The organism is uncultured Phascolarctobacterium sp. (assembly GCF_958349595.1).
Taxonomy (GTDB): domain Bacteria; phylum Bacillota; class Negativicutes; order Acidaminococcales; family Acidaminococcaceae; genus Phascolarctobacterium.
On sequence record NZ_CATWDQ010000014.1, the window covers coordinates 42,813 to 63,141 of the forward strand.

At 49.0% G+C, this 20,329-nt stretch carries 19 protein-coding genes, 1 tRNA gene and 2 pseudogenes; 13 read left to right on the forward strand and 9 right to left on the reverse strand.

The window, feature by feature from the left end:
- Nucleotides 1-22 precede the first annotated feature (22 nt).
- From Q4G98_RS09845 to Q4G98_RS09885, 9 genes are all read left to right on the forward strand, one after another.
- Nucleotides 23-1,057, forward strand: a complete 1,035-nt coding sequence (locus Q4G98_RS09845; RefSeq protein WP_293661691.1) for an RnfABCDGE type electron transport complex subunit D — start codon at nucleotides 23-25, stop codon at nucleotides 1,055-1,057.
- Complete coding sequence (locus tag Q4G98_RS09850; protein WP_298565862.1) at nucleotides 1,050-1,634, forward strand: RnfABCDGE type electron transport complex subunit G; 585 nt, start codon at nucleotides 1,050-1,052, stop codon at nucleotides 1,632-1,634. The genes Q4G98_RS09845 and Q4G98_RS09850 overlap by 8 nt, the downstream gene beginning before the upstream one ends.
- Nucleotides 1,635-1,636: 2 nt before the next feature.
- Nucleotides 1,637-2,239 carry an electron transport complex subunit RsxE gene (rsxE, locus tag Q4G98_RS09855; RefSeq protein ID WP_177560041.1) on the forward strand — a complete coding sequence of 201 codons (603 nt, stop codon included), beginning with the start codon at nucleotides 1,637-1,639 and terminating at the stop codon, nucleotides 2,237-2,239.
- On the forward strand, nucleotides 2,229-2,804 hold the full coding sequence (locus Q4G98_RS09860) for an electron transport complex protein RnfA (protein ID WP_177560044.1): 576 nt from the start codon (nucleotides 2,229-2,231) through the stop codon (nucleotides 2,802-2,804). The genes rsxE and Q4G98_RS09860 overlap by 11 nt, the downstream gene beginning before the upstream one ends.
- A gap of 12 nt (nucleotides 2,805-2,816) precedes the next feature.
- Nucleotides 2,817-3,722, forward strand: coding sequence for an RnfABCDGE type electron transport complex subunit B (locus Q4G98_RS09865; RefSeq protein WP_177560047.1), 906 nt, complete (start codon nucleotides 2,817-2,819; stop codon nucleotides 3,720-3,722).
- Nucleotides 3,719-4,744, forward strand: a complete 1,026-nt coding sequence (locus tag Q4G98_RS09870; protein WP_298565857.1) for an FAD:protein FMN transferase — start codon at nucleotides 3,719-3,721, stop codon at nucleotides 4,742-4,744. Before Q4G98_RS09865 ends, Q4G98_RS09870 begins: the two co-directional genes overlap by 4 nt.
- 2 nt (nucleotides 4,745-4,746) lie before the next feature.
- The gene (locus Q4G98_RS09875; protein ID WP_298565855.1) at nucleotides 4,747-5,112 is read left to right on the forward strand and encodes a NusG domain II-containing protein; all 366 of its coding nucleotides are present in this window, start codon (nucleotides 4,747-4,749) and stop codon (nucleotides 5,110-5,112) included.
- Nucleotides 5,096-5,620: a Gx transporter family protein gene (locus Q4G98_RS09880; RefSeq protein ID WP_298565852.1), complete on the forward strand. Its 525-nt coding sequence runs from the start codon at nucleotides 5,096-5,098 to the stop codon at nucleotides 5,618-5,620. Before Q4G98_RS09875 ends, Q4G98_RS09880 begins: the two co-directional genes overlap by 17 nt.
- Nucleotides 5,621-5,701: 81 nt before the next feature.
- Nucleotides 5,702-6,616, forward strand: a complete 915-nt coding sequence (locus tag Q4G98_RS09885) for an HlyD family secretion protein (RefSeq protein ID WP_298565849.1) — start codon at nucleotides 5,702-5,704, stop codon at nucleotides 6,614-6,616.
- Nucleotides 6,617-6,692: 76 nt separating this feature from the next.
- Here Q4G98_RS09885 and Q4G98_RS09890 read toward each other — a convergent pair whose 3' ends face one another.
- Nucleotides 6,693-7,226, reverse strand: a complete 534-nt coding sequence (locus Q4G98_RS09890) for a hypothetical protein (protein ID WP_298565846.1) — start codon at nucleotides 7,224-7,226, stop codon at nucleotides 6,693-6,695.
- 31 nt (nucleotides 7,227-7,257) lie between these two features.
- Nucleotides 7,258-7,983, reverse strand: coding sequence for a potassium channel family protein (locus Q4G98_RS09895; RefSeq protein WP_177560059.1), 726 nt, complete (start codon nucleotides 7,981-7,983; stop codon nucleotides 7,258-7,260).
- Between the two features lie 188 nt (nucleotides 7,984-8,171).
- Here Q4G98_RS09895 and Q4G98_RS09900 point away from each other — a divergent pair, with 188 nt between their 5' ends.
- The gene (locus Q4G98_RS09900; protein ID WP_298565844.1) at nucleotides 8,172-8,714 is read left to right on the forward strand and encodes a zinc ribbon domain-containing protein; all 543 of its coding nucleotides are present in this window, start codon (nucleotides 8,172-8,174) and stop codon (nucleotides 8,712-8,714) included.
- Between the two features lie 36 nt (nucleotides 8,715-8,750).
- On the opposite strand, the gene Q4G98_RS09905 is transcribed toward Q4G98_RS09900, so the two are convergent.
- Entirely contained in the window at nucleotides 8,751-9,752 is a 1,002-nt protein-coding gene (locus Q4G98_RS09905) for a nucleoid-associated protein (protein ID WP_298565841.1), read from the reverse strand.
- A 283-nt stretch (nucleotides 9,753-10,035) separates the two neighbouring features.
- Between Q4G98_RS09905 and Q4G98_RS09910 the strand changes: the two genes are divergently transcribed.
- Nucleotides 10,036-11,178 (forward strand): AI-2E family transporter, encoded by a 1,143-nt coding sequence (locus Q4G98_RS09910; protein ID WP_298565839.1) that lies wholly within the window; start codon nucleotides 10,036-10,038, stop codon nucleotides 11,176-11,178.
- A gap of 68 nt (nucleotides 11,179-11,246) precedes the next feature.
- Nucleotides 11,247-11,321: transfer RNA gene (locus Q4G98_RS09915), tRNA-Gly, on the forward strand.
- Nucleotides 11,322-11,437: 116 nt separating this feature from the next.
- Here the strand turns inward: Q4G98_RS09915 and Q4G98_RS09920 are convergent.
- Nucleotides 11,438-11,890 carry a tyrosine-type recombinase/integrase gene (locus Q4G98_RS09920; protein WP_298565836.1) on the reverse strand — a complete coding sequence of 151 codons (453 nt, stop codon included), beginning with the start codon at nucleotides 11,888-11,890 and terminating at the stop codon, nucleotides 11,438-11,440.
- A 117-nt stretch (nucleotides 11,891-12,007) separates the two neighbouring features.
- Here Q4G98_RS09920 and Q4G98_RS12425 point away from each other — a divergent pair.
- Nucleotides 12,008-12,868, forward strand: a pseudogene (locus Q4G98_RS12425) (IS110 family transposase); the annotation flags it as partial.
- A gap of 107 nt (nucleotides 12,869-12,975) precedes the next feature.
- Here the strand turns inward: Q4G98_RS12425 and Q4G98_RS09935 are convergent.
- The 5 genes and pseudogenes from Q4G98_RS09935 to Q4G98_RS09955 form a co-directional block, all read right to left on the reverse strand.
- A pseudogene (locus tag Q4G98_RS09935) lies at nucleotides 12,976-13,122 on the reverse strand (transposase); the annotation flags it as partial.
- A gap of 393 nt (nucleotides 13,123-13,515) precedes the next feature.
- A complete protein-coding gene (locus Q4G98_RS09940) occupies nucleotides 13,516-13,947 on the reverse strand; it encodes an OmpH family outer membrane protein (RefSeq protein ID WP_298565833.1) in 432 nt (143 codons plus the stop codon).
- 34 nt (nucleotides 13,948-13,981) lie between these two features.
- Nucleotides 13,982-15,925: a TonB-dependent siderophore receptor gene (locus Q4G98_RS09945; protein ID WP_298565830.1), complete on the reverse strand. Its 1,944-nt coding sequence runs from the start codon at nucleotides 15,923-15,925 to the stop codon at nucleotides 13,982-13,984.
- Between the two features lie 34 nt (nucleotides 15,926-15,959).
- Nucleotides 15,960-16,463 (reverse strand): hypothetical protein, encoded by a 504-nt coding sequence (locus tag Q4G98_RS09950; protein ID WP_301961951.1) that lies wholly within the window; start codon nucleotides 16,461-16,463, stop codon nucleotides 15,960-15,962.
- A 117-nt stretch (nucleotides 16,464-16,580) separates the two neighbouring features.
- The coding region (locus Q4G98_RS09955; protein WP_301961952.1) for an autotransporter domain-containing protein at nucleotides 16,581-20,329 on the reverse strand (3,749 nt) is incomplete at its 5' end.

Here is a 20,329-nt window from a genome sequence, read left to right on the forward strand (position 1 = left end):
TAGAATAGAAAGGAAGGCTCTTATGGAACCGGTCAAAGCTCCCACGCCTTTAGTTATCATCTCATCGTCGCCGTATATCCACAGCGGCAGCACCATCAGCGCCGCCATGCGCGACGTTTTGCTGTCGCTGCTGCCTGCTTTGGCCGCCGCAGTTTACTTTTTCAGCTGGCCGGCCCTCAGTGTGATCCTTACCTGCTGCCTCGCTGCCGTCATCTGCGAAGCGCTCTGTCAGAAAATCATGCGGCGTCCGCTCACCATTGGTGACGGCAGCGCCCTTTTGACAGGCCTGCTCCTGGCCTTCTGCCTGCCGCCGGCATTGCCGCTTGGTCTGGCCGCCTTCGGCAGCTTCTGCGCCATCGTCATCGGCAAACAGGTCTTTGGCGGTTTGGGCAGCAATATCTTCAACCCTGCCCACCTGGGGCGCGCCATCCTGCTGGCTTCCTTTCCGGCACAGATGACGACCTGGACCATGCCCTGGAGCACAGCCGCAGCAGCAGCTGTCACTACAGCCACGCCTTATACCGACGCCGTCAGCAGCGCTACACCGCTGGCTGCCCTCCGCCTGGCCGAAAATGCCTGGCAGCGCGGCCTGAACATCGACCTGCCCTCACTGAGCGCGCTGTTTTGGGGCAATGTGGGCGGTTCCTTAGGCGAGACCTGCGTCCCGGCCCTGCTTTTAGGCGGCGTCTACCTGATCTGGCGCGGTCATATCGACTGGCGCATCCCGGCCGGTTATATCGGCACTGTTGTCGCTATTACTGCCGTTTATGGCTGGCTGCGCGAATATCCGGCCTGGTTTGCCCTTTATCACCTGCTGGCCGGCGGCCTCATCATCGGCGCCTTTTTCATGGCGACCGACTGGGTCACCAGCCCGATCACTAAAAAAGGCCGGCTGATCTACGCGCTCGGCCTCGGCGTACTCACAGCATTGATCCGCCTGCGCGGCGGTTATGTGGAAGGCGTCTGCTATTCGATCCTGATCATGAACATGGTCACCCCTTTGATCGACCGTTATGTAACTAACGTCCCCTTTGGAGGAGGTGCGCGCCATGAGTAAAGATATTCTGCGTCTGGCTGCGATCCTGCTCGTGGTCTGTGGTATTGCCGCCGCCTGCGTCGGTACCGCCCACGACCAGACAGCGCCTTTGATCGAAGCCCGCAGAGCGGACGCCGTCCGTGCGGGTTACAAACAGGTACTGCCCTCTGCCGGCCAGCTTACGGACGAACAGGCATCAGGCAAACGTATCGTTGCCGTCAAACGCTCTGAGTCTGCCGGGCAGACTAACGGTTACATCTATACCGTCGACCCCGACGGCTACAGCGGCAAAGTCGTGATCATGCTGGGAATCGAACATCCCAGCGCCCGGATCAGCGGCGTCAAGATCCTGCAGCAGCATGAAACTCCCGGTCTGGGAGCCAAATGCACAGAACCGGCTTTTATCGACCAGTTTCTTGGCAAAGACCTCAGCCAGGAGCTGATTGTCAGCAAAAACGCCGCCAAACCGCAGGAGATCCAGGCCATTACCGCCTCCACCATCACCTCTAAGGCCGTGGTCAAGGGCATCAATGCCGCACGCAGGCATTACCAGGAACATTTTGGCGTCAGCCTAGCAGCTGCCGGGAAAGGAGTATAGCCATGCTGCCAGAATTTACCAAAGGTATCATCAGGGAAAATCCGCTGTTCGTTCAGCTTTTAGGTGTCTGCCCGGCGCTGGCGACCACTTCTTCCCTCACTAACGCTCTGGGTATGGGCGCAGCCTTTACCGTTGTTCTGATCGGTTCCAACCTGATCATCTCAGCCCTGAAAAAATTTATTCCCGCAAATATCCGGATCCCGGCCTATATCGTCGTCATCGCCTCGCTGGTCACCGTGACAGAAATGCTGATGAACGCCTATGTACCGGCGCTCTACGAATCCCTGGGCATTTTTATCCCGCTGATCGTCGTCAACTGCATCATCCTCGGCCGTGCCGAAGCCTTCGCTTCTAAAAACGGCTTATGGCTTTCCCTGCAGGACGCTGTCGGTATGGGTCTGGGCTTTACGCTGGCCCTCAGCGCTATCGGCGCCTGCCGCGAATTTTTCGGCGCCGGCACCCTGCTCGGACAGTCCGTTGCCCTGCCAGGTACGCAGCCCGTACTGCTGCTGATCCTGCCGGCGGGCGCTTTTCTCACCATGGGACTGCTGTTCGGCGGGCTCAACTATCTCAAAGCCAGACGGGAGGTAAACCATGGACAGTAATTTCGCCATTATCTTTTCGGCAGTCTTTATCTCCAATATCGTTTTATCGCAGTTCCTGGGCATCTGCTCCTTTCTGGGCGTTTCCAAAAGCCTGCGCAACGCGCTGGGTATGAGCGCCGCCGTAGCCTTCGTCATGGTACTGGCTTCGCTGATCTCCTGGCTGGTCTATTATCTGTTCCTGGCCCCTTACGGGCTGACCTATTTAAAGACCATCGTTTTTATTCTGGCGATTGCTTCGCTGGTACAGCTGGTGGAAATGTTCATCAAAAAAATGCTGCCCGCGCTGCATAAAAGCATGGGCGTTTTTCTGCCGCTCATCACTACCAACTGCGCTATTTTAGGCATCGCCCTGATCAATATCCAGAAAAACTACACGCTCTGGCAGAGCCTGCTCAACGCCGTCAGCACCGCCGCCGGCTATACGCTGGCCCTGGTACTGTTTTCCTGCATCCGCGAGCGGCTGGAAGACAGCGACGCGCCGGAATGTATGAAAAACCTGCCCATCGCCCTGATCACGGCCGGCTGTATGTCGATCGCTATCATGGGCTTTGCCGGCATACACTAAAAGGAGAACGCCATGTGGAAATCTGTTGCTTTAGTAGCAGGCCTCGGCGGCATGTTCGGCGCTATTCTCGCTGTGGCAGGCCGCAAGCTGGCCGTGCATACCGATCCCCGGATCGAGGAGATCACCAATCTGCTGCCCGGCGCCAACTGCGGTTCCTGCGGTTATCCCGGCTGCGGCGGGCTGGCTGAAGCCATCGTCAGCGGACGCGACGGTGTTTCGCCCTGTCTGGCCTGCTCGCCCGACTCCAAAAAGAAGATCGCGCGCATCATGGGCTTTACCGGCGATATACCCTTATCGCCCGACCTGCGCAAGGTAGCCCGCGTCGCCTGCAACGGCTGTAAGGAAAACGCGCCCAAGCTGTACAATTACACCGGCATCAAAGACTGCCATCTGGTCGCCAAATACTACGGCGGCCCCGGCAAATGCAACTTTGGCTGCCTGGGGTTTGGCTCCTGCGTCAAAATGTGTCCCTTCCACGCCATTTCCATGAGCGAAAGCGGCCTGCCCGTTATCGACTACGGCAAATGCAGCGGCTGCGGCATCTGTGTACGCCAGTGTCCGCAGATGGTGCTGTATATCACCAGTGCCAGTACCAGGATCCATTTAAAATGCAATAACCGTGACAAAGGCAAGGCCGCCATGGTCGACTGCAGCGTTTCCTGTATCAGCTGCGGTATGTGCGCCAAGGTCTGCCCGGTGCAGGCCATCACTATGCGTGAAGACGCCAACGGCAGCCTGCCCGTTATCGACCACAGCAAATGTATCGAATGCGGACTGTGCGTCCAAAAATGTCCGCGGCATTGCCTGCACCAGTTAGAACCCATTACTGCCGAGCATGAGCAGGGTACAGTCGCTACAAATAAAAAAAGCGGCTGCAGCTCCTGTCCGCTGGGAGAAAGCTGCGGCGGCAAACAATGAAAAGTTACGGCATAAAATATCTGCTTATCCTGATGATGCTGCTGGCGTTCAGTGTCAGCGGCTGCGGCGAAGAAGCACAGGTCAAAGTCAGCGACACCCGCTTTGCCATGGACACCTTCGTCAAGATCGACGCTTACAGCGAGCAGCCCGGCGCAGCCCGTTTAGCTGTTGACGACGCGCTGCAGACCTTTCAGCAGATCGCGCTGCTCACGGACCGGTTCTGCGACGGCGGCCCCGGCTCTTTATATGAAGCCAACAGCAGGGCTGCAGATACCCCGGTGCATGTTGCGCCGCAGCTGGCCAAACTGCTGGCCTGGCTGGATCAGCGTCAGGACACGCAGCTTGATATCACTACCGCTCCTGTCGTTGACCTGTGGCAAACGGCCCGCAGCCAGAATACCCTGCCGGCTCCGGCAAAATTACAGGCGGCCCTGAGTCATACCGGTAAAGCTCAATACCATTTTGATACTGCGGCCCAGACTTTAAAATATCACGATACGGCCGTTAAGCTCGACCTGGGCAGCGTCGCCAAAGGCTATGCTGTCGATGCGGCCGCCGCCACCCTGAAAAAACATCCCGATGTCACCTGCGCTCTGATCAACGCCGGCGGCAATATCAAAGCAGTCGGCAATAAACCCGGCAAGATGCCCTGGCGCGTCGCTGTCCAGCATCCCCGCGATCCGGAAGCCTTTTTAGGCACGGTGCTGCTGACAGATGGCCAGGCGGCCGCTACCTCCGGCGATTACCAGCGCTACTACGAAGTAGACGGTGTACGCTACCATCATCTTTTAGACGCCCAGACAGGCCAGCCGTCCCGGCTGCACCAGTCGGTAACGGTGATCGCGCCGTCAGCGCTGGAGGCGGATTACCATTCCACGCTGTTCTTTCTGCTGCCGACGCCGGAAATCAAAAACAGGCTGACCGCTGCCAAAGACCTGGCCGTTGTCATTGTTGAAAACGACGGCAGTATTTTTGTATCCGAAAATCTGCAGCAAACCTGGCAGCCTGCCAAAGGAAGATGATTATGCGCTGTAATGATTATCTGCTTTGTTTAGTCATCATCATGATCGCCCTGTGCGGGTTCTGGTATCTGGGCAGCACTGCCGCAGGCAGCGACGCCGTCGTGCGCATCACCCGTCACCATGAGCTGATCCTGCAGCAGCCGCTGCAGGATTTTCCCGCACAGTACCGTTTACCGACTGAACACGGCAGCCTGACGCTCACAAAAACGCACAGCAGCCTTCGCGTCAGCGAAGCCCCCTGCCCTGATAAGCTCTGCGTCAAACAGGTCGCCGTCAGCGGCGGCTCGATCGTCTGCATTCCCGAAGGCGTGCTGATCGAAATAACAGCTGCCGAAGAAGGAGGCTCTGCCGATGCGCTCCTCCGCTGATCCTGCGACCACAACCAGAACTATGCTGCTTCTGGCGCTGCTGGCAGCGCTGGCTGTTTTGCTGCGTCTGGGTGAAAACCTGCTGCCCCTGCCGGTCCAACTGGGCGGCGCCCGTCCGGGACTGGCCAACACGCTCACTATTCTCTGCTTATATCTGTTCGGTCTGCGCCTGACCGGGCTTTTTTTGACTGTCCGCATCCTGCTGGTCGGCCTTTTGAGTACCGGCCTGTTTACGCCCGGCTTTTGCATCGGTCTGGGCGGCACGCTTTTAAGCCTGCTGCTGATGGAAGCGGGGCGGCGCAGCCAACTGTTCTCGCCCTGCGGCATTGGTATCCTGGGTGCGGCAGCCCATAATACCGGACAGATCCTGACGGCGGCGGCACTGCTGCAAAGCACCGCTTTATTTGCCCTGCTGCCCCTGTTGCTGCTGTTAGCGCTGCCCTTCGGTCTGCTGACCGGCGCTGTCGCCGCCAGAGTATTGCCAACGCTGCGGCAGTACCTGCGTTAAATTCACCGATCCTTCACTTTTACTAAATCCCGGCTTGTGGTATAGTAAAAGATAACATCAGCTGACGAAGGAAGTTTTTACATGAAAAAGTTACTGCTTTTATGCTGCAGCCTGCTGCTTGTCGCCGGCTGCGGCAAACCGGCCGCCACCCTGCCCACCGTTATCGGCAGCGGCAGCGTCGAGATCCCGGTTTATAAAATAACAGCGCCGGCCGCCGGCAAAATATTAGGACTGATCCTTGAACCCAATGAACGCATCGGTCAGGGCCAGCCTTTGTTTGCCATTGAACAGCCAGAGCTTGACGCCGCCGTGGAAGACGCCGCCACCGAAGCAGCCCGGGCCGAAGCCGAGCTCACCAATCTGGAAAGCGGCAGCGGCGAACAGGCCATAGCCGCCGCCAACTATTCACTGCAAAGTGCTGAAAGCTCTTATCAAACAGCTTCGCAGAACTATCAAAAAATGGCCTCTCTTTATGCCCAGAACGCTATTGCCAGGATCAAAGTAGAACAGGCACAGGCGGCTTTAGAAGCGGCCAAAGCCAATCTGGAAGCGGCACAGGCACAACAGACCCGTTTAACTGCCAAAGCTTCACCCGAAGCGATCGAGCAGCAGAAACAGGTTGCCCTGCAGGCCCAGCAGCATTATCAGCAGCTGCTGCAAAAGCAGCAGGCTAACGAAGCGCAAAGTCCCTGTACCGGTATCGTAACAGAAAAACTGCTCAGCAGCGGCGACACGGCTGCCCAGGAACAGCATATCCTCACTATCCGCGCTACAGAACAGTGCCAGGTCAAACTGAAAATGCAGCCGCAGCAGGCAGCGGCCTTAAAACCGGGTCAGGCGGTGACTGCCGAAGCCGCCGCGCTCAAAAAAAGCTTTCCCGGCACTGTCACCGCCGTCGCTAACGGCACCGTGACCATTACGCTGGAAGATAAACTGGAAGAACTGCAGGCAGCTACAGAAGTCAGTATCAGTCTGAAAAATGACGCTTCCCGCTAAACAGAAAAATAACACCTTCAGAACAGAAACGCACCGCTCTGTCCTGAAGGTGTTATTTTTTCAGCAGCGTTTAAAATCAATAACGCTCCGCCACAGCATCATGCTGCAGCTTGTACTTAAAGCGCAGCCCCGGCTTGCAGCTGACGTTTTTGCCCTTAAAGGCCAGCCCCGCAAAGGGCACGGCTATACCCGCCGCCAGCGAAGTATAATTCATATCGCCGGAAAATTTGATTTCCTCGTTATTTAACTTTACCAGATAACCGTTGGGCAGATAATAATCCTGCAGCCGCATCCTGATCACGCCCTTCTGTGATAACAGCTTGCCCTTCTGCACTTTTTTTAAAGTCCCTTCCAAAACCGTACCCCGGGGAATGATGACCTCATCAGCAACGCTGACGGCTGCCAGTAATTTTACGGAAACTTTATCGCCGACTTTATTTCTTTTGCTTTCCAGAAAATTCAGCAGCTCCAGCTGCAAAACAGTATCTTCGGGAATAACGACGCCGGCGTCCGCCGACTGCAACGGCGCTGCCGCCAACGCGCCAACCGGCCAGCAGACTGCGGAAAACGCCAGTAAGCCGGCCACCAAACAGCATAAAAATTTTTTCACTTTTTCCGCCCTCTTTCACCAGCTGTAATGATTATTTTTTCAGCTCACTGCTGCCCTTAACGCCGGACAGCCACAGACCGATCGCGACAACATTGATGAACTGCCCCAAAAAGCCCTCCAGCAAAACCAGCATCTTTAAAAACCGCGACTCGGGCACAATATCGCCATAGCCGATAGTCAAAATACTGACGCCGCTGAAATACAGGCAGTCGATATATCCGTTCAGGCGATTGACTGTCCGCGGCAGCAGCTGCTCTTTACCTGATCCGTCTTTTTCCGGCACCAGTTCCCAAAAATGCGGCACATTACGCAGAACCGTGCTTTCCTGCAGCGTTGTCACATGCATATCGCCGTCCCACTCTTTGACCAGCCCTTCGACGCTGGTCGTGTTGGTCACCACAAAATTTTCGGTATCACTGAAAAAATAGTACAGATTGCCAAAGGCCAGCCAGATCATCAGATAGGCGCTGATAATAAGCAGCATCCGCCGCTGCCCCGTCGTATTGCTGTTGATTGCCGCCCAGATGGCAATACTGATAAAGCTGAGCAGTAAAAACAACAGCAGCAGCACGATGCCCAGCAGCAGGCCCGCCTTGAACCGCCCATTACCATAAATAACTATGTAATCAAAAAGGATACTGGCGATCACCGGCGCGCAGGCCAATAATCCCAGCGAGATCAGAAACTTGTAAAAATTTTCGTCCAGCAGCTGCTTATACCATTTTTTCAGGCCAAAAACATCTATTCTTACTTTCATTCGCGTCATCTCTTTTCGTACAGACTCTCTTTGCATTGTATCACGATTGCCTGTAGTTAAGAAAGTATCCTAAGGATTTTTTATTTAAAAAACTCGGCCGCGCTCCTGCCGCAGCTGTATTATCCCCGGTCTTTCTATGTTATAATAAATATGAACAACAAAAATTTATGTATCAGGAGGCAAATATCATGGCACTTTTAAACAAACTTGGCGAGATCGTTAAATCCGCCGCTGAAAAAACAGAAGAACTCACCAAAACTCTTGGTGAAAAAGCAGAAGCTGCCCTCGAAATCCAGCGCCTGAACTCTCAAGTCAATAAAGAACGCGGTAAGATCAGCGATACGCACAAAAAGATCGGCGAGATCATGTGGGCCAAATTTGAAGCCGGTGAAGAGATCCCGGAAGAATTCAAGGAACACTGCACCGCTATCAGCGAAGCGCTGACCAAGATCGACGAGCTGAAAATCGCGATCGCCAAAATCAAAGCTACCGCCTTTTCCGGCGAAGAACCGAAAACAGCCTGCCCCAACTGCGGCGCCCAGGTAACGCTCAACGCCAAATTCTGCGGCGAATGCGGCGGCAAAATGCCGGTCCACGAACCGGAAATCGTTCAAGAAGAACAGGCCCCGCTGACAGAAACTGTTGACGAAAGCAAGGTGGAAACAGCCGAAGTCACAGGCGCTCCTGCCGCAGCGGCAGAGGAAACAGAAAAAACAGAACCCAAAGCTTGAGGTTCATAAAAAAACCAGTCCATAAGGACTGGTTTTTTATCTGTTCAATATTTTGCCGATATTCTTGATCGAAATGGAGATCTTGCCGTCAGGATTGCTAACAAATTCAATATAATCGCTGTTTTCCAGACATTCGGCCGGCACGATGATCTCGATCCCCGTATCAGTTTTGATCTTCAGCGACTTACTCGCGCGCAGCGCGTAATTTTTATCCACTGGTACCTGTTCGGGCAGCTTCGCTTCTTCCAGCCCTTTCTGCAGCTCCTGCTGAAGCACCTCGGAATCGGCAAATACCTCTTTAGCCAGCGCAGCCGTCGTCAGCTTACTGTCAGTTTCAGCCGTTTCCGCCAGATAGCCTTTGACCCTGGCTACGGCTTCCGTACTGCTGTAACCGTAATTTTCAGCGATCTGCCCCGCCATTTCCGTTACCAGCTTTACCGTTTCCCGCGTCGAGGTATTAGTGCTGCACTGCAGGATCCGCTGCGGCAGGATATATACGTCTTCGCCGCCGATACTGCGTTTTTTATCGGCAAAGCGCAGCTCGCCGCTGGCAACATTGACCAGCGCAAAAGTATTGACCTTCTGCACCGGATTCGGCAGGATCGCATAATGGCGGATTATCTCGTTGCGTACAGCAGTGCCGTCGTTGACTACCTGATGGGTATACGCAGGCCGGCTGCCATACAGCATCAGTCCCAGATAACGCTCCGTTTCGATCGTAAAATCACAGACAACGACATCGACGATATCCGTCTCACCGGCATCTGTCAGGCAGACATCCAGATCTTTGCAGATACCGGCGCTGAAATCAGCAAAAGTGATATGTTCATCCAAATAATTAGATGCCGTCTGACTGAAAACGCTTTCCGGCAGGAACTGCCCTGTTTTCGCCGAAGCGTCCTTGAATAATTTATCCAGATGTCCGGCCAGAAAATCATAAGTAGCAGGCGCACCCATATCCAGTTCCGCTCCTGAATAGATAGTGGCGCCTGAATTAAAGTCCATAATATGCAAAATCGCTTTACTGATAACTATCATTTTTTCACCAACTTTTTTAAACTCGTAGTGCTATTATACCATAAGGGTATGTATTCTCACTAGGCTCGAAAATACCTCGCCAAGTTTTCACACAATACCACAAGAGTATGTATGTGTGCTAAATTCGCAAAGACCTCATTAAGCACTCAAACGATACCACAAGAACAGGCAGACCCAAAACTTCGCCAAATGTTCACACTTCCAAGACAATTGCCCTTTAAGGGCTGTCGGTTCTATGGTACAATGGAATCAGTTTATAACTATTTATACAGGAGCAAAAATAATGGAACGCAAAAGATTCCTGCCCTTGCTGGCAGTCATCCTCTTTATCTGGGCACTCTGGCGTTATGAAGCGGCGCTGGCCCTGCTTGGCTTCTTCTTCAATTTAATCATGCCTTTTATCATCGGCGGCTGCCTGGCCTTTATCATCAATGTGCCTTTAGTGCACATCGAACGTCTCTGGCAAAAACTGTTTGCACGCTTCCGCTCTGACTGGCCCCAAAAAATCAAACGTCCCGTCTGCCTGATCGTCACCCTGACCGTTATCATCGGCGTCGTCCTGATCGGCGGCCTCAAAATCGGCCCGGACCTGCACCAGAGCTTCAATATGATCGTCAAAACTCTGCCCCAAGCCTCTGCCGAAGTGACACTTTCCCTGAAAGAGAAGTGGGCTGAACTGGCGCTTTCGCCTGATACGCTGGATTACCTGCAGGCGCAGTGGTCAGAATTACTGCACGCCCTCGACACCTACTGGGAAACTAATAAAACGACCTTATTCTATAATACCTTAAATATCACGACCTCTATCATCTCCCTGATCAGCAATATCGTTATCGGCGCTGTTTTTGCTGTGTACCTGTTATTAAGCAAAGAAAAAATCGCTAACCAGACCCGCGATCTGATTTTAGCCTTCTGCAGCAGTAAACGCGCGGCTTACCTGCTTGATCTTGGCCGTGCCGCCCATGCGATTTTCTCAGGTTATATCGGCGGTCAGCTGCTGGAAGCCTTCTGCCTGGGATTATTATGCCTCGCCGGCATGCTGCTCTTAGGTCTGCCCTACGCCTTGTCCATCTCCGTCATCGTCGGCTTTCTGGCTATTATACCTATCATCGGCACCATTATCAGCGCTCTTTTAGGCCTTATTCTCATCGGGCTGGCCGCTCCCGGCAAGATCTGGCTGTTTATTCTTTTCTTCTTTGTGCTGCAGCGCATCGAAGGCGATGTCCTTTATCCTAAGATCGTTGGTAAATCCGTGGGTCTATCAGAAATCTGGGTACTGGCAGCCATCACCGTTGGCGGCAGTCTGGCCGGCGTCCTGGGCATCATCGTCAGCGTACCAGTGGCTTCCGTTTTAGCTTATATTTTGTCAGCCAGCGTACGCCAACAGCTGCAGCAGAAAAACATTGGACAGAAAGATAACGCTTAAATATCATATTTTTTCTTGCAGCAGCTTTGCAACTAACAAGGTTTGTGCTATAATAATTTAGTAATCATGCGGGTGTAGCTCAGTGGTAGAGCAGCGGCTTCCCAAGCCGCGTGTCGCGAGTTCGAGCCTCGTCACCCGCTCCATAGTGTATAAGCCAGTTCTGCTATAAAGCAGAACTGGTTTTTTTCATACTTTAATGGGGTTTATCGCTTATTTGTCGCTTATTTTTTCAAAAATTATCTTCAAGCAACTCAAATCATTAAATATTATCAGTATATTTTCCCAATACTTTTACAACCTCTTTCTTTTTAGACGCTATCGAATGTAAATAAATCGAAGTAGTTGTAATATCTGAATGCCCTAATAAATCTTGTACTACCGTTAAAGGAACCCCTTCCATTAGAGCATAAGTGGCACCCATATGTCTGAATGCGTGTGGACCAACCTGCGACAACCCATTTTTACGTGTAAATCTCTTTAACCAAGTGTATAATGAACTAATATTGGCTGCTTTTACTATTCCTGACGGGCCAACATTTCTCTCACTTATGAATACGTAATTATTAGGATTAATATATCTTTTTTCCAATAAATACTTATTTTGAAATTCCCAATGCTTGGTTAATAACTTCTTTAGAGTTTCATCTATATAACTTGCCCTTCTAGATTTTTCTGATTTAGGCGCTTTTACCCCCTGTGGTTTATTTGCCACCTTGTAAGCATTATGTGATATGCTGTGGATTTGTCTTCTGTTCCTACCACAAGATGGTTCAAGAAAGGTTCAAACCACAGTCTCTTACATTTTTGTTAATCAGTTAAATACCGCCAGGATGCACGCAATATTGCAGCTATGCTTTTGTCTGATTTAAGCCTCAAGCCCTATTCAGACACAGCGTACCACAATGAGGAGCTAAAGTCACTAACCAGATATCGCTTTGATAAAGTTAAAGTACGAGCTAAGTTAAAATCTTCCATTTCACGTCTTGTTTGTATCCTTTTTCCAGAATTAGAACAGCTGGTTCCTACACTCCACATGACATCGGTATATGCTTTGCTGGAAAATTTCCCTGGTGCCGATCAGATTTCAGGAGCACATCTTACAAGGCTAAAAACATTGCTCCATGATGCTTCTAAAGGCCGCTATGGTAAAGATATGGCGCTTAAACTCCGTCAAGCTTCTAAAACTTCGCTCGGTTCTACTCTGCCTGCCAAATCTTTGGAACTTAGACATACTATTCATCTTATTCGGATATTAGATTCTGAAATAAACGACATTGAAGAAGAAATAAACAAGATCATGGAGTCGATTAACTCTCCAATTACTACTATTCCTGGACTAGGAACCAGGATGGCTGCCATGATAATTGCTGAAACCGGTGATTTTTCCAGATTTGAGTCTGCCGATAAACTTTTAGCTTATGCTGGTCTTTCTCCCTCAACCTACCAATCTGGTCAATTAAAAAACTGTTATCCTCATATGGAAAAACGTGGCTCAAGGTATCTGCGTTACGCCATTTTTAATGCTACTAAATTTGTATGTCATTAGGACTCTGTTTTTTCTGTTTATCTGGCTAAGAAACGATCCGAGGGTAAGCATTACAATGTCGCTATTTCTCACGCAGCAAAGAAATTAGTACGCCTGATTTTTGCTCTGGAAAAGTCTAAACAACCTTACCAGTTAGCGATTTAGTCATTTTGTTTACAAAGGTCTTATTTGACCTTTATTTGTGGTGCCTTTTTTTAACTAATTGTGTTGGTATCTCTTCCTATTTTCCAGCTTGACTTTTAATAGTTAATCTTGTATTTACATAATAATCTCAAAATTTCTCCTAAACTTTTTCTGTATTGATTGTAGATAATTTTTCGTCTATACTTAGGAGTGAAAACAATATGATATTTACAAACCCATTTTGTATGTGACAAACTATTTGCCTTATTAGCCATTAACTCATCATTCCTTTCCTGGCATAGTGACTTGAACAATTACTATTCTACACGGAATGATGAGTTTTTATTTAACAATCTATACGCACACGCATAAAGGTACGGCACAATAATTAAATAAATATTTCAAATCTGGCACCACCATTCTTCATTATTTAATGATGACACAAATATAAAGTTCAAACAATTAGAAATAACTTATTTTTAATATATTATCGAGAAATTGGCCTTCATAACTGTTAGTGTTATGAAGGCCAAAAATTCTTATTACTTTATTGTTTTATTCGGATTAATTTAGAAAGTCCAGCGCATACCAAGATCTGCACGCCAGTCATTCACAGCGTCGCCGCCGCTGCTTTTTTCTAACTTCTTATTCTATGATAATCCTGAAAATCATTCCTTGTTTTTCAATTCTTTAACTACCTCGCCCGTCAAATCCTTACCGCCTGCTACCATTGCACCGGCGTTAACAACACTCTGAATACCTTTTTCCTTTGCCACTTTCAAAATAGTCTTGCTAATAGTTTTTTGTACCGGCGCCATTTTGCTGCTTTCAAACTTGCCCAGTTCCTCATTCAACTTAGCCTGCAACTCTGCCTTGCCTTTATCATCCAGATTTTGCGACCGTTCATTAAATTCCTTTTGCAGCGCGTTCTGTTTATCTGCTATCTGCCTGGCAATATCCTTGATGCCCGGATAGCTGTTTAAAATAACCTGCATATTTACAAAGCCTACTACACCTCCAGCTTCTGCTGCAAACGACGTCGCACAGATCCCCAGGCTCATCATCAAAGTCATTACAAAAGCCATGATTTTCTTTTTCATTATTCATCCTCTTTTCGTTTTATCAAAATCTATATCAGAATTTCAGCTGCATGCCTACAATAATGCTGCGTCCCGGCATCGCATACCATGTCCCCGGCTTGCCGCCCATATGGATAACGTTAGTGTGCTCAGCCCATAACTTGTCAAAAACATTATCTATCTTGGTGTAGAAGGTCAGGTTCTTCGTCGGTGCATAGTTAACGCTTAGATTGAATACGCCGTAATCGTCTCCCGGCCAGCCCTGTTTATCGGCATAGTTGGGATTGACTTTGCGCATAAAGTAAAAGCCGTCAAAACCGGCGCTGACTTTGGCATAGTTGTAGTAGACTCCGAAAGTTGCCATGTTCTTAGGATAGTACCCCATTGCATAGTTATCTCCCCCTGCATCATGGAACAGATGCGACCAGCCAATATTTGCATTCCAGTGTTTACCTATCTGCGTCATATACTGCGCATTCCAGCCGCGTGATACTGCGTTGTCAAAGTTTTGGTAATGTCCGTCTCCCGTATAGCCGATCGTTTTCGTGCTTTCCGTTTTGAACCAGTTGACTGTCAGTATGTTATAATCATCAAATTTTTTATTATACCCGATACTACTGGTACGTCCTTCTGCCGGCGCCAGTTTGGCATTGCCCCATTCTTCCGAATACAGCTGTTCCATATTCGGCAGGATATAAAAATCGCTGCGCCCTGCATAAATACTGTCTTTGTCTGTAATATCCCAGCTTAGCTTATAACTTTTAGAGGTATGCGTTTTCATTTCCGCACCGTATTCATCTCCTTCCGGCTTATCATATCTCAATCCTCCGGATAAGGTTACATTTGGCACTACTTCCCAGTCGTCCTGGATATAGTAGGAGTAATTTTTCATGGAGCGGTTGGCTTTGATCCTGTTTCCTTCTTCGTCCCAGCCGGCGCTGGTTTGCAGATTGTTTTCTCCTTTGGAATAGTCCAGTCCGAAAATAAGGTCGTTGCGGGCAGTCTTATAACGAAGCTGTTCGCTTATGAAGTCATAGGAGTAATCGCTTCGATTCGCATAGTCTTCATTGGGTTTACCGTAATTGGCTTTTATATCGCTGCTTCTGTAAACGAAGCTGTTTGTCCATTGTTCCGATATCTCCCAGTCATGCTTCAGTGTAAAGTTGCGTGATTCATAATTGCCGGCAAACGGACCTTTATAAATGTAGTCCCTACCGTTATATTCTGTTTTCATTTCGTCATAGCTCACTGTCAGTTTATTGCCTTCTGCAAAATCATAAGTGAACTTTGTCCCCAGATTTTTCGAGTCAGTGTGACCTTCCCAGCGGTTTCCGTCACCGTCTTTGGTATCACCAAACAGCGATTTATTGTAATAAACATTGTATCCAACTTTGCCGCGTTTACCCTGCGTATTGAATTTATAACTTTCTTTGCCAAAGCTGCCCTTGGAAATATCTACCACAGAGTTGTTTGCCTTTATATTGCGTGTCACGATATTGATAACGCCGCCTTTAGCTCCGCTGCCATATACCGTTCCAGCCGCGCCGCGCAGTACTTCGATCCGCTCGATATTATCCATGTTGCTGAGCAGCGAGGCATACATATAGCCGCTGTTATTAGCGCCCTGAAAATCTGTTACTCTTACTCCGTCTACCAGCACTACGATGTCTTTACTGCCATTAATACGGATGCCGCTGAGATTGGCGTTGATGCCGTTGGCCCCGTAGTTGAGGAACTGCACTCCCGGTACTGTCCGCAGCGCTTCTTCTACTGTTGCCATGTGCATCGTTTCGATCTCACGGCGCGATACCACACTGATATCAGCCTTTGCCTGCGTGATCTTTTCCGGGATGCGGCTACCGACTACTACTATCTGATCCAGATCAAAGTTGGTCAGTTTATCGGCTTCCGGCAGTTCCTGTGCCATCGTCGGCACTGCCGTACTTACTGCAAGCAGGCTGCTTAAGACAGCATATTTCAAAACTTTGCTTTTTTTCATCAAATTTACAGCTCCATTAAATTTAGTCTATAAATCAATCCTGCCAAATTTTTTTCATCAGTTCGGCATAATTCTCTTCCAGATGTTTTTTTACCTGGTCGATCAGCGCTATCAGAAGAGCCGGCTCAAAAGCATCGTCCGATGCCGGTACACTGCAGGTAAGTACTATATTGCTACCTTTATTGACGAAATATTTCAGCATACTGAACCGTTCGTTCAGCTCATTAAGATACGGCAGACATTTTTCTGCTTTCTCTTCCTTTACCGTTACCAGATGTACCTGAATATAGCTGTAGACTGTGTCGTTTACTACTATAAACATCGGCAGTGACTGTCCTTCTATCAGCAGGTTGCTCCGCAGTATCTTGTTGTTTTCATTTGCGTCTATCAGCTGGATACCATTGATCCTTGCTTTTTCGATAAATTCCTTCATCGCCTCTATTTTTTTGCTGACCGTATTTGTTTCTGCCTTTACTGCTTCTTCCGCTGCTGTTATTTCTGCTTTTACTTCTGTTGTTTCTGCTTTCTCTTTTGTCATTGTTTCCACTCCTTGTTTTCCTGTTTTATTTTTATAAAGAATAACGGACAGGGATTTTTACTGCTCTGCCTGCCCGTTATTCTGTTAGGTATAAGGGATCTTATTTATTTTTGTTCTTTAGAAGCTGAAGTTTAATCCTGCGTTCAGTTTCCATTGGTGCTGATAGTCACCGCTCAGGCTTCTGGTGATATCCGCATAGAAATTGCTGCATTTGCTCAGTTTATAGCTACCGCCCAACGTCAATTCGCTCCAGGTTCCTCCCAGATCATATTTGGTCGTTTTCAGGCCGCCGTCGTTAGCGTTGTAACTTCCTTCTACGTCGCCGCTGAATTCATGCGCCACACTCAACTTGGCAAACAAGCCGCCACGCTCTGTTTCGACGCCAGTCTGTACCCCAATGCGCCCAACAAAGCTGTTGAATGCGTCCTGACGGATATTCATCACATTATTGCCGCTGTGGGTGTTGTAGCTTTCGCTGTCAAGATGCGACCAGGTCAGCTGCAGCTGCGGTTCTACATAGCCTTTCGTTTCTTCGCCGAAACGTTTGCTGTACTGCGCCGATACGCTGTAGCCACGGGTAGAGTAGTCCCCGTCAAGCTTCTGTCCAATAATATTGTAGACGCTGTATTCGTTCTCCACTTTGCCTGCTTTTACTGCCATATCCAGATAAGCGTTGTCACCCAGGTCTTTAGATGCGTAGATACCAAAGCTGTAGAGCTTGTTGTCACCTTTGCCGCCGTTGAGATAGGTTGCATTACCGTCTCTATAGTCGATCGCTGCTCCCAGCGTCCAGCCATTAGCAAGCATTCTGTCATAGCCTACCTGCCCTGCCCAGTAGCTGTTTTCCATACTCGTGCTGCTGCCGTCATATTTTGCTTTGCCGCCGAAGCTGCGCGCCCAGGCTCCTTCTTCTGCTCCGTCACGCACTGCCGTTCCTCTGCTGTAGATGTCGGCCGCGTTGTCTCTCCAGCTCAGCATCGAGGTCATCATCGCGCTTCTGGCGCCTTTCATGATGTCACTTTCATAATCGCCTATCTCTACATCGCCTCCGGGGTTGTCTCCGCTGCCATCAGTTACCGATCCTGCTACATAGCTGCCATTTCCGGCAGAGTCAAATACAATCTCGCCTACTTTTTGGCTTGTTGACGATGCTGTTAAACCGGAGGCTATCTCTACTTCTGCTTTTAAGCCGTTGCTGTTGTTTTCTTCTGCCAGCAGCATCAGTTCCTCCTGACTTACCGCATTGCCCATGTACTGCAGTTTTTGCGCTAATGCGTTCAAAGTCGCTTCTACGGCGTCCTTGCTGTTCATATCAATATTACTGTTATCCGTAGAAAGTTTGATTCCCGATCCAGCCGTTGCTTTATTGATCACCGTATTTCCGGCTGCATAGTCGTCAAGGCTGGTGCCAGCGTTGGCATGCTCGTAGACGATGACGGCATGGCCGCTGTAGTTATTAAATGTCAATGGGTTACTGTCTTTTTGGATCACGTACCCGGCATGGGCTGCGTCGCTGCCGCCTACAAAGTTTTCTACTGTACTACCGGCAAAATTGCTGTTAGTTCCACCATATGCTTCATTTATCCAGGTAGCTCCGTTAGACATATACATATTAACTTCACCAGTCCAACCATTTTTAACCTGAGATTCAGTGAAATTATTGACAATAACACCCTGCAAGACAGAATCTTTCGTAGACAGCCCCAAATTGATGTCGGTAGTTTTATCTGGTTCGTTCGGATGTACCGAACCATTCATTACGCCCAAGTTGCCGTAAATTTTGACCGTACTATCGCCAGCACTGGTTACTTTTCCCTGTCCGTCCTTCTTGACATTCATATTGATGTGACCGGATTGGGAAATCAAAGCATAATGGCTACTGTTTTCCTTATTGGTCAGAATTGTACCGCCGCCATTGATATCTACTGTAGATGCACCGCCATTGGCAAATATGCCTGTGCCATTAATAGCTAAATCCACATCACCATTAACAGTAATCGTACCACCTTTTTGAATGGTATAATTTGATCCGGCATATAAGCCGCTTGTTCTGTAATAACCACCCGAAGCATCACCATTCGTCACGCCCCAACTGCCGTTCTCATCCTTCATGGATAAATTACCATTAACAGTAAGAGTATTAGTGCCGGTGAAATAAGTTCCCAAGGCATACGCACCATTCCCACTGCTCTTGGCCATAACATTTACATCAGCGTTTATGACCACATTGTTGCCACCGGCTATACCCTGTACTCTGCCGCTGGATCTAACTTCTACATTTAATTTATCTGCCGTAATAGTTTTATTGCCGCCCATTACGCCATTATTTACTGCAGAAATATTAATAATATGTCCCGTTGCATCAATATTATAATCGTTGCCGGTAATTGCTGCTCCACTGGTAGTAATACTTACATCTTTATCAAATTTGTAAGTTCCGTCAGCCTGGATCACGCCGGCACCCTTGTATTCCACATCTGCCTGCGCATCACCTGTGATCTGCGTGGTAAATTCAGTTTTATCGCCAGGTTCCGGAGTTTCCCCGCTGCCAGCTTCGTAACTGCCTTTACCTGTATCCTTACTGAAGGTAATATCGCCTGTTGTCAGTGCTGCCGAAGATGCTGTTAAGCCGTCGGCAATTTTTACATAGCCTTTGAGGTTATCTTCACCGGTAGTGTAGTTTTTATAAGTCAGCTTGCCTGCCAAAGCGTTTAACACGCTGTTTACCTGATCTTGATCACTGATCGTGATCCCGCTGTTATCTGTGATCAGGCTTATGCCGCTGCCTTCTGCCGCATGTTTTACAATGGTATCACCAGCCGTATAATCTGTGGAGTTTTCACCACTGTTCTCATGAGCATAGTAAATATTGGTATAACCGCTGTAGTTATTAAAGGTCAGGTTATTGCTGTCTTTCTGGAAGATATTGCCTGCTTTATCGGCACTTGCGCCGCCTACAAAGTTTTCCACAGTGCTGCCGGCAAATTTACTATAGGCAGTTCCATAGGCTTCGTTCGTCCAGCTGGCACCATTCGACAGATACAGATTTACTTCACCTTTCCAACCGTCCGCGATCTGCTTTTCGGTAAAGTTATTGGCAATAATACCAACCCATTCGGAATCCGACGTTGACAAGCCCAGATTGATGCTGGTAGTTTTATCAGGTTCATTAGGATGTACTGAACCGTTCATTACGCCCAAGTTTCCATAAACATTGACCTTATTATCGCCAGCGCTGACAACATTGCCATGTTCATCTTTCTTGACATTCATATTGATATGACCGGATTGGGAAATCAAAGCATAATGTCCACTGTTTTCCTTATTAGTCAGAATTGTACCGCCGCCATTTAAATCTATCGTAGCCTTGCCGCCATTGGCCAGTACACCTGTACCATTTACCGCAAGGTCAACAGCGCCGTTGACTTCAATGTGACTACCTTTTTGGATGCTATAGTTAGAACCTGCATACAAACCGCTGATATTATAATAGCCCGGAACACTACCGCCATTAACATCAACACCCCAACTGCCGTCTTCACCTTTCATGGTGACGTTGCCGTTGATGATCAATTCGCCGGCACCGGCAGTATAAACACCCAAAGTATAACCTTTACCTTTTACATTGATATTAGTATCACCGTTGATAGTCAAACGGTTTTCGGCATCAGTTTCACCTTGTCCGCCGACGCTGATACCTTCTGTTCTACCACTGGATTTAGCTTCTATATTCAGTTTTCCGACAGTAATAGTTTTATTTCCGCCCATAATACCATTATTCCCTGCCGAAATATTAACCATATGTCCCGAAGCATCAATATTATAATCGTTGCCGGTAATTGCTGCTCCACTGGTAGTAATACTTA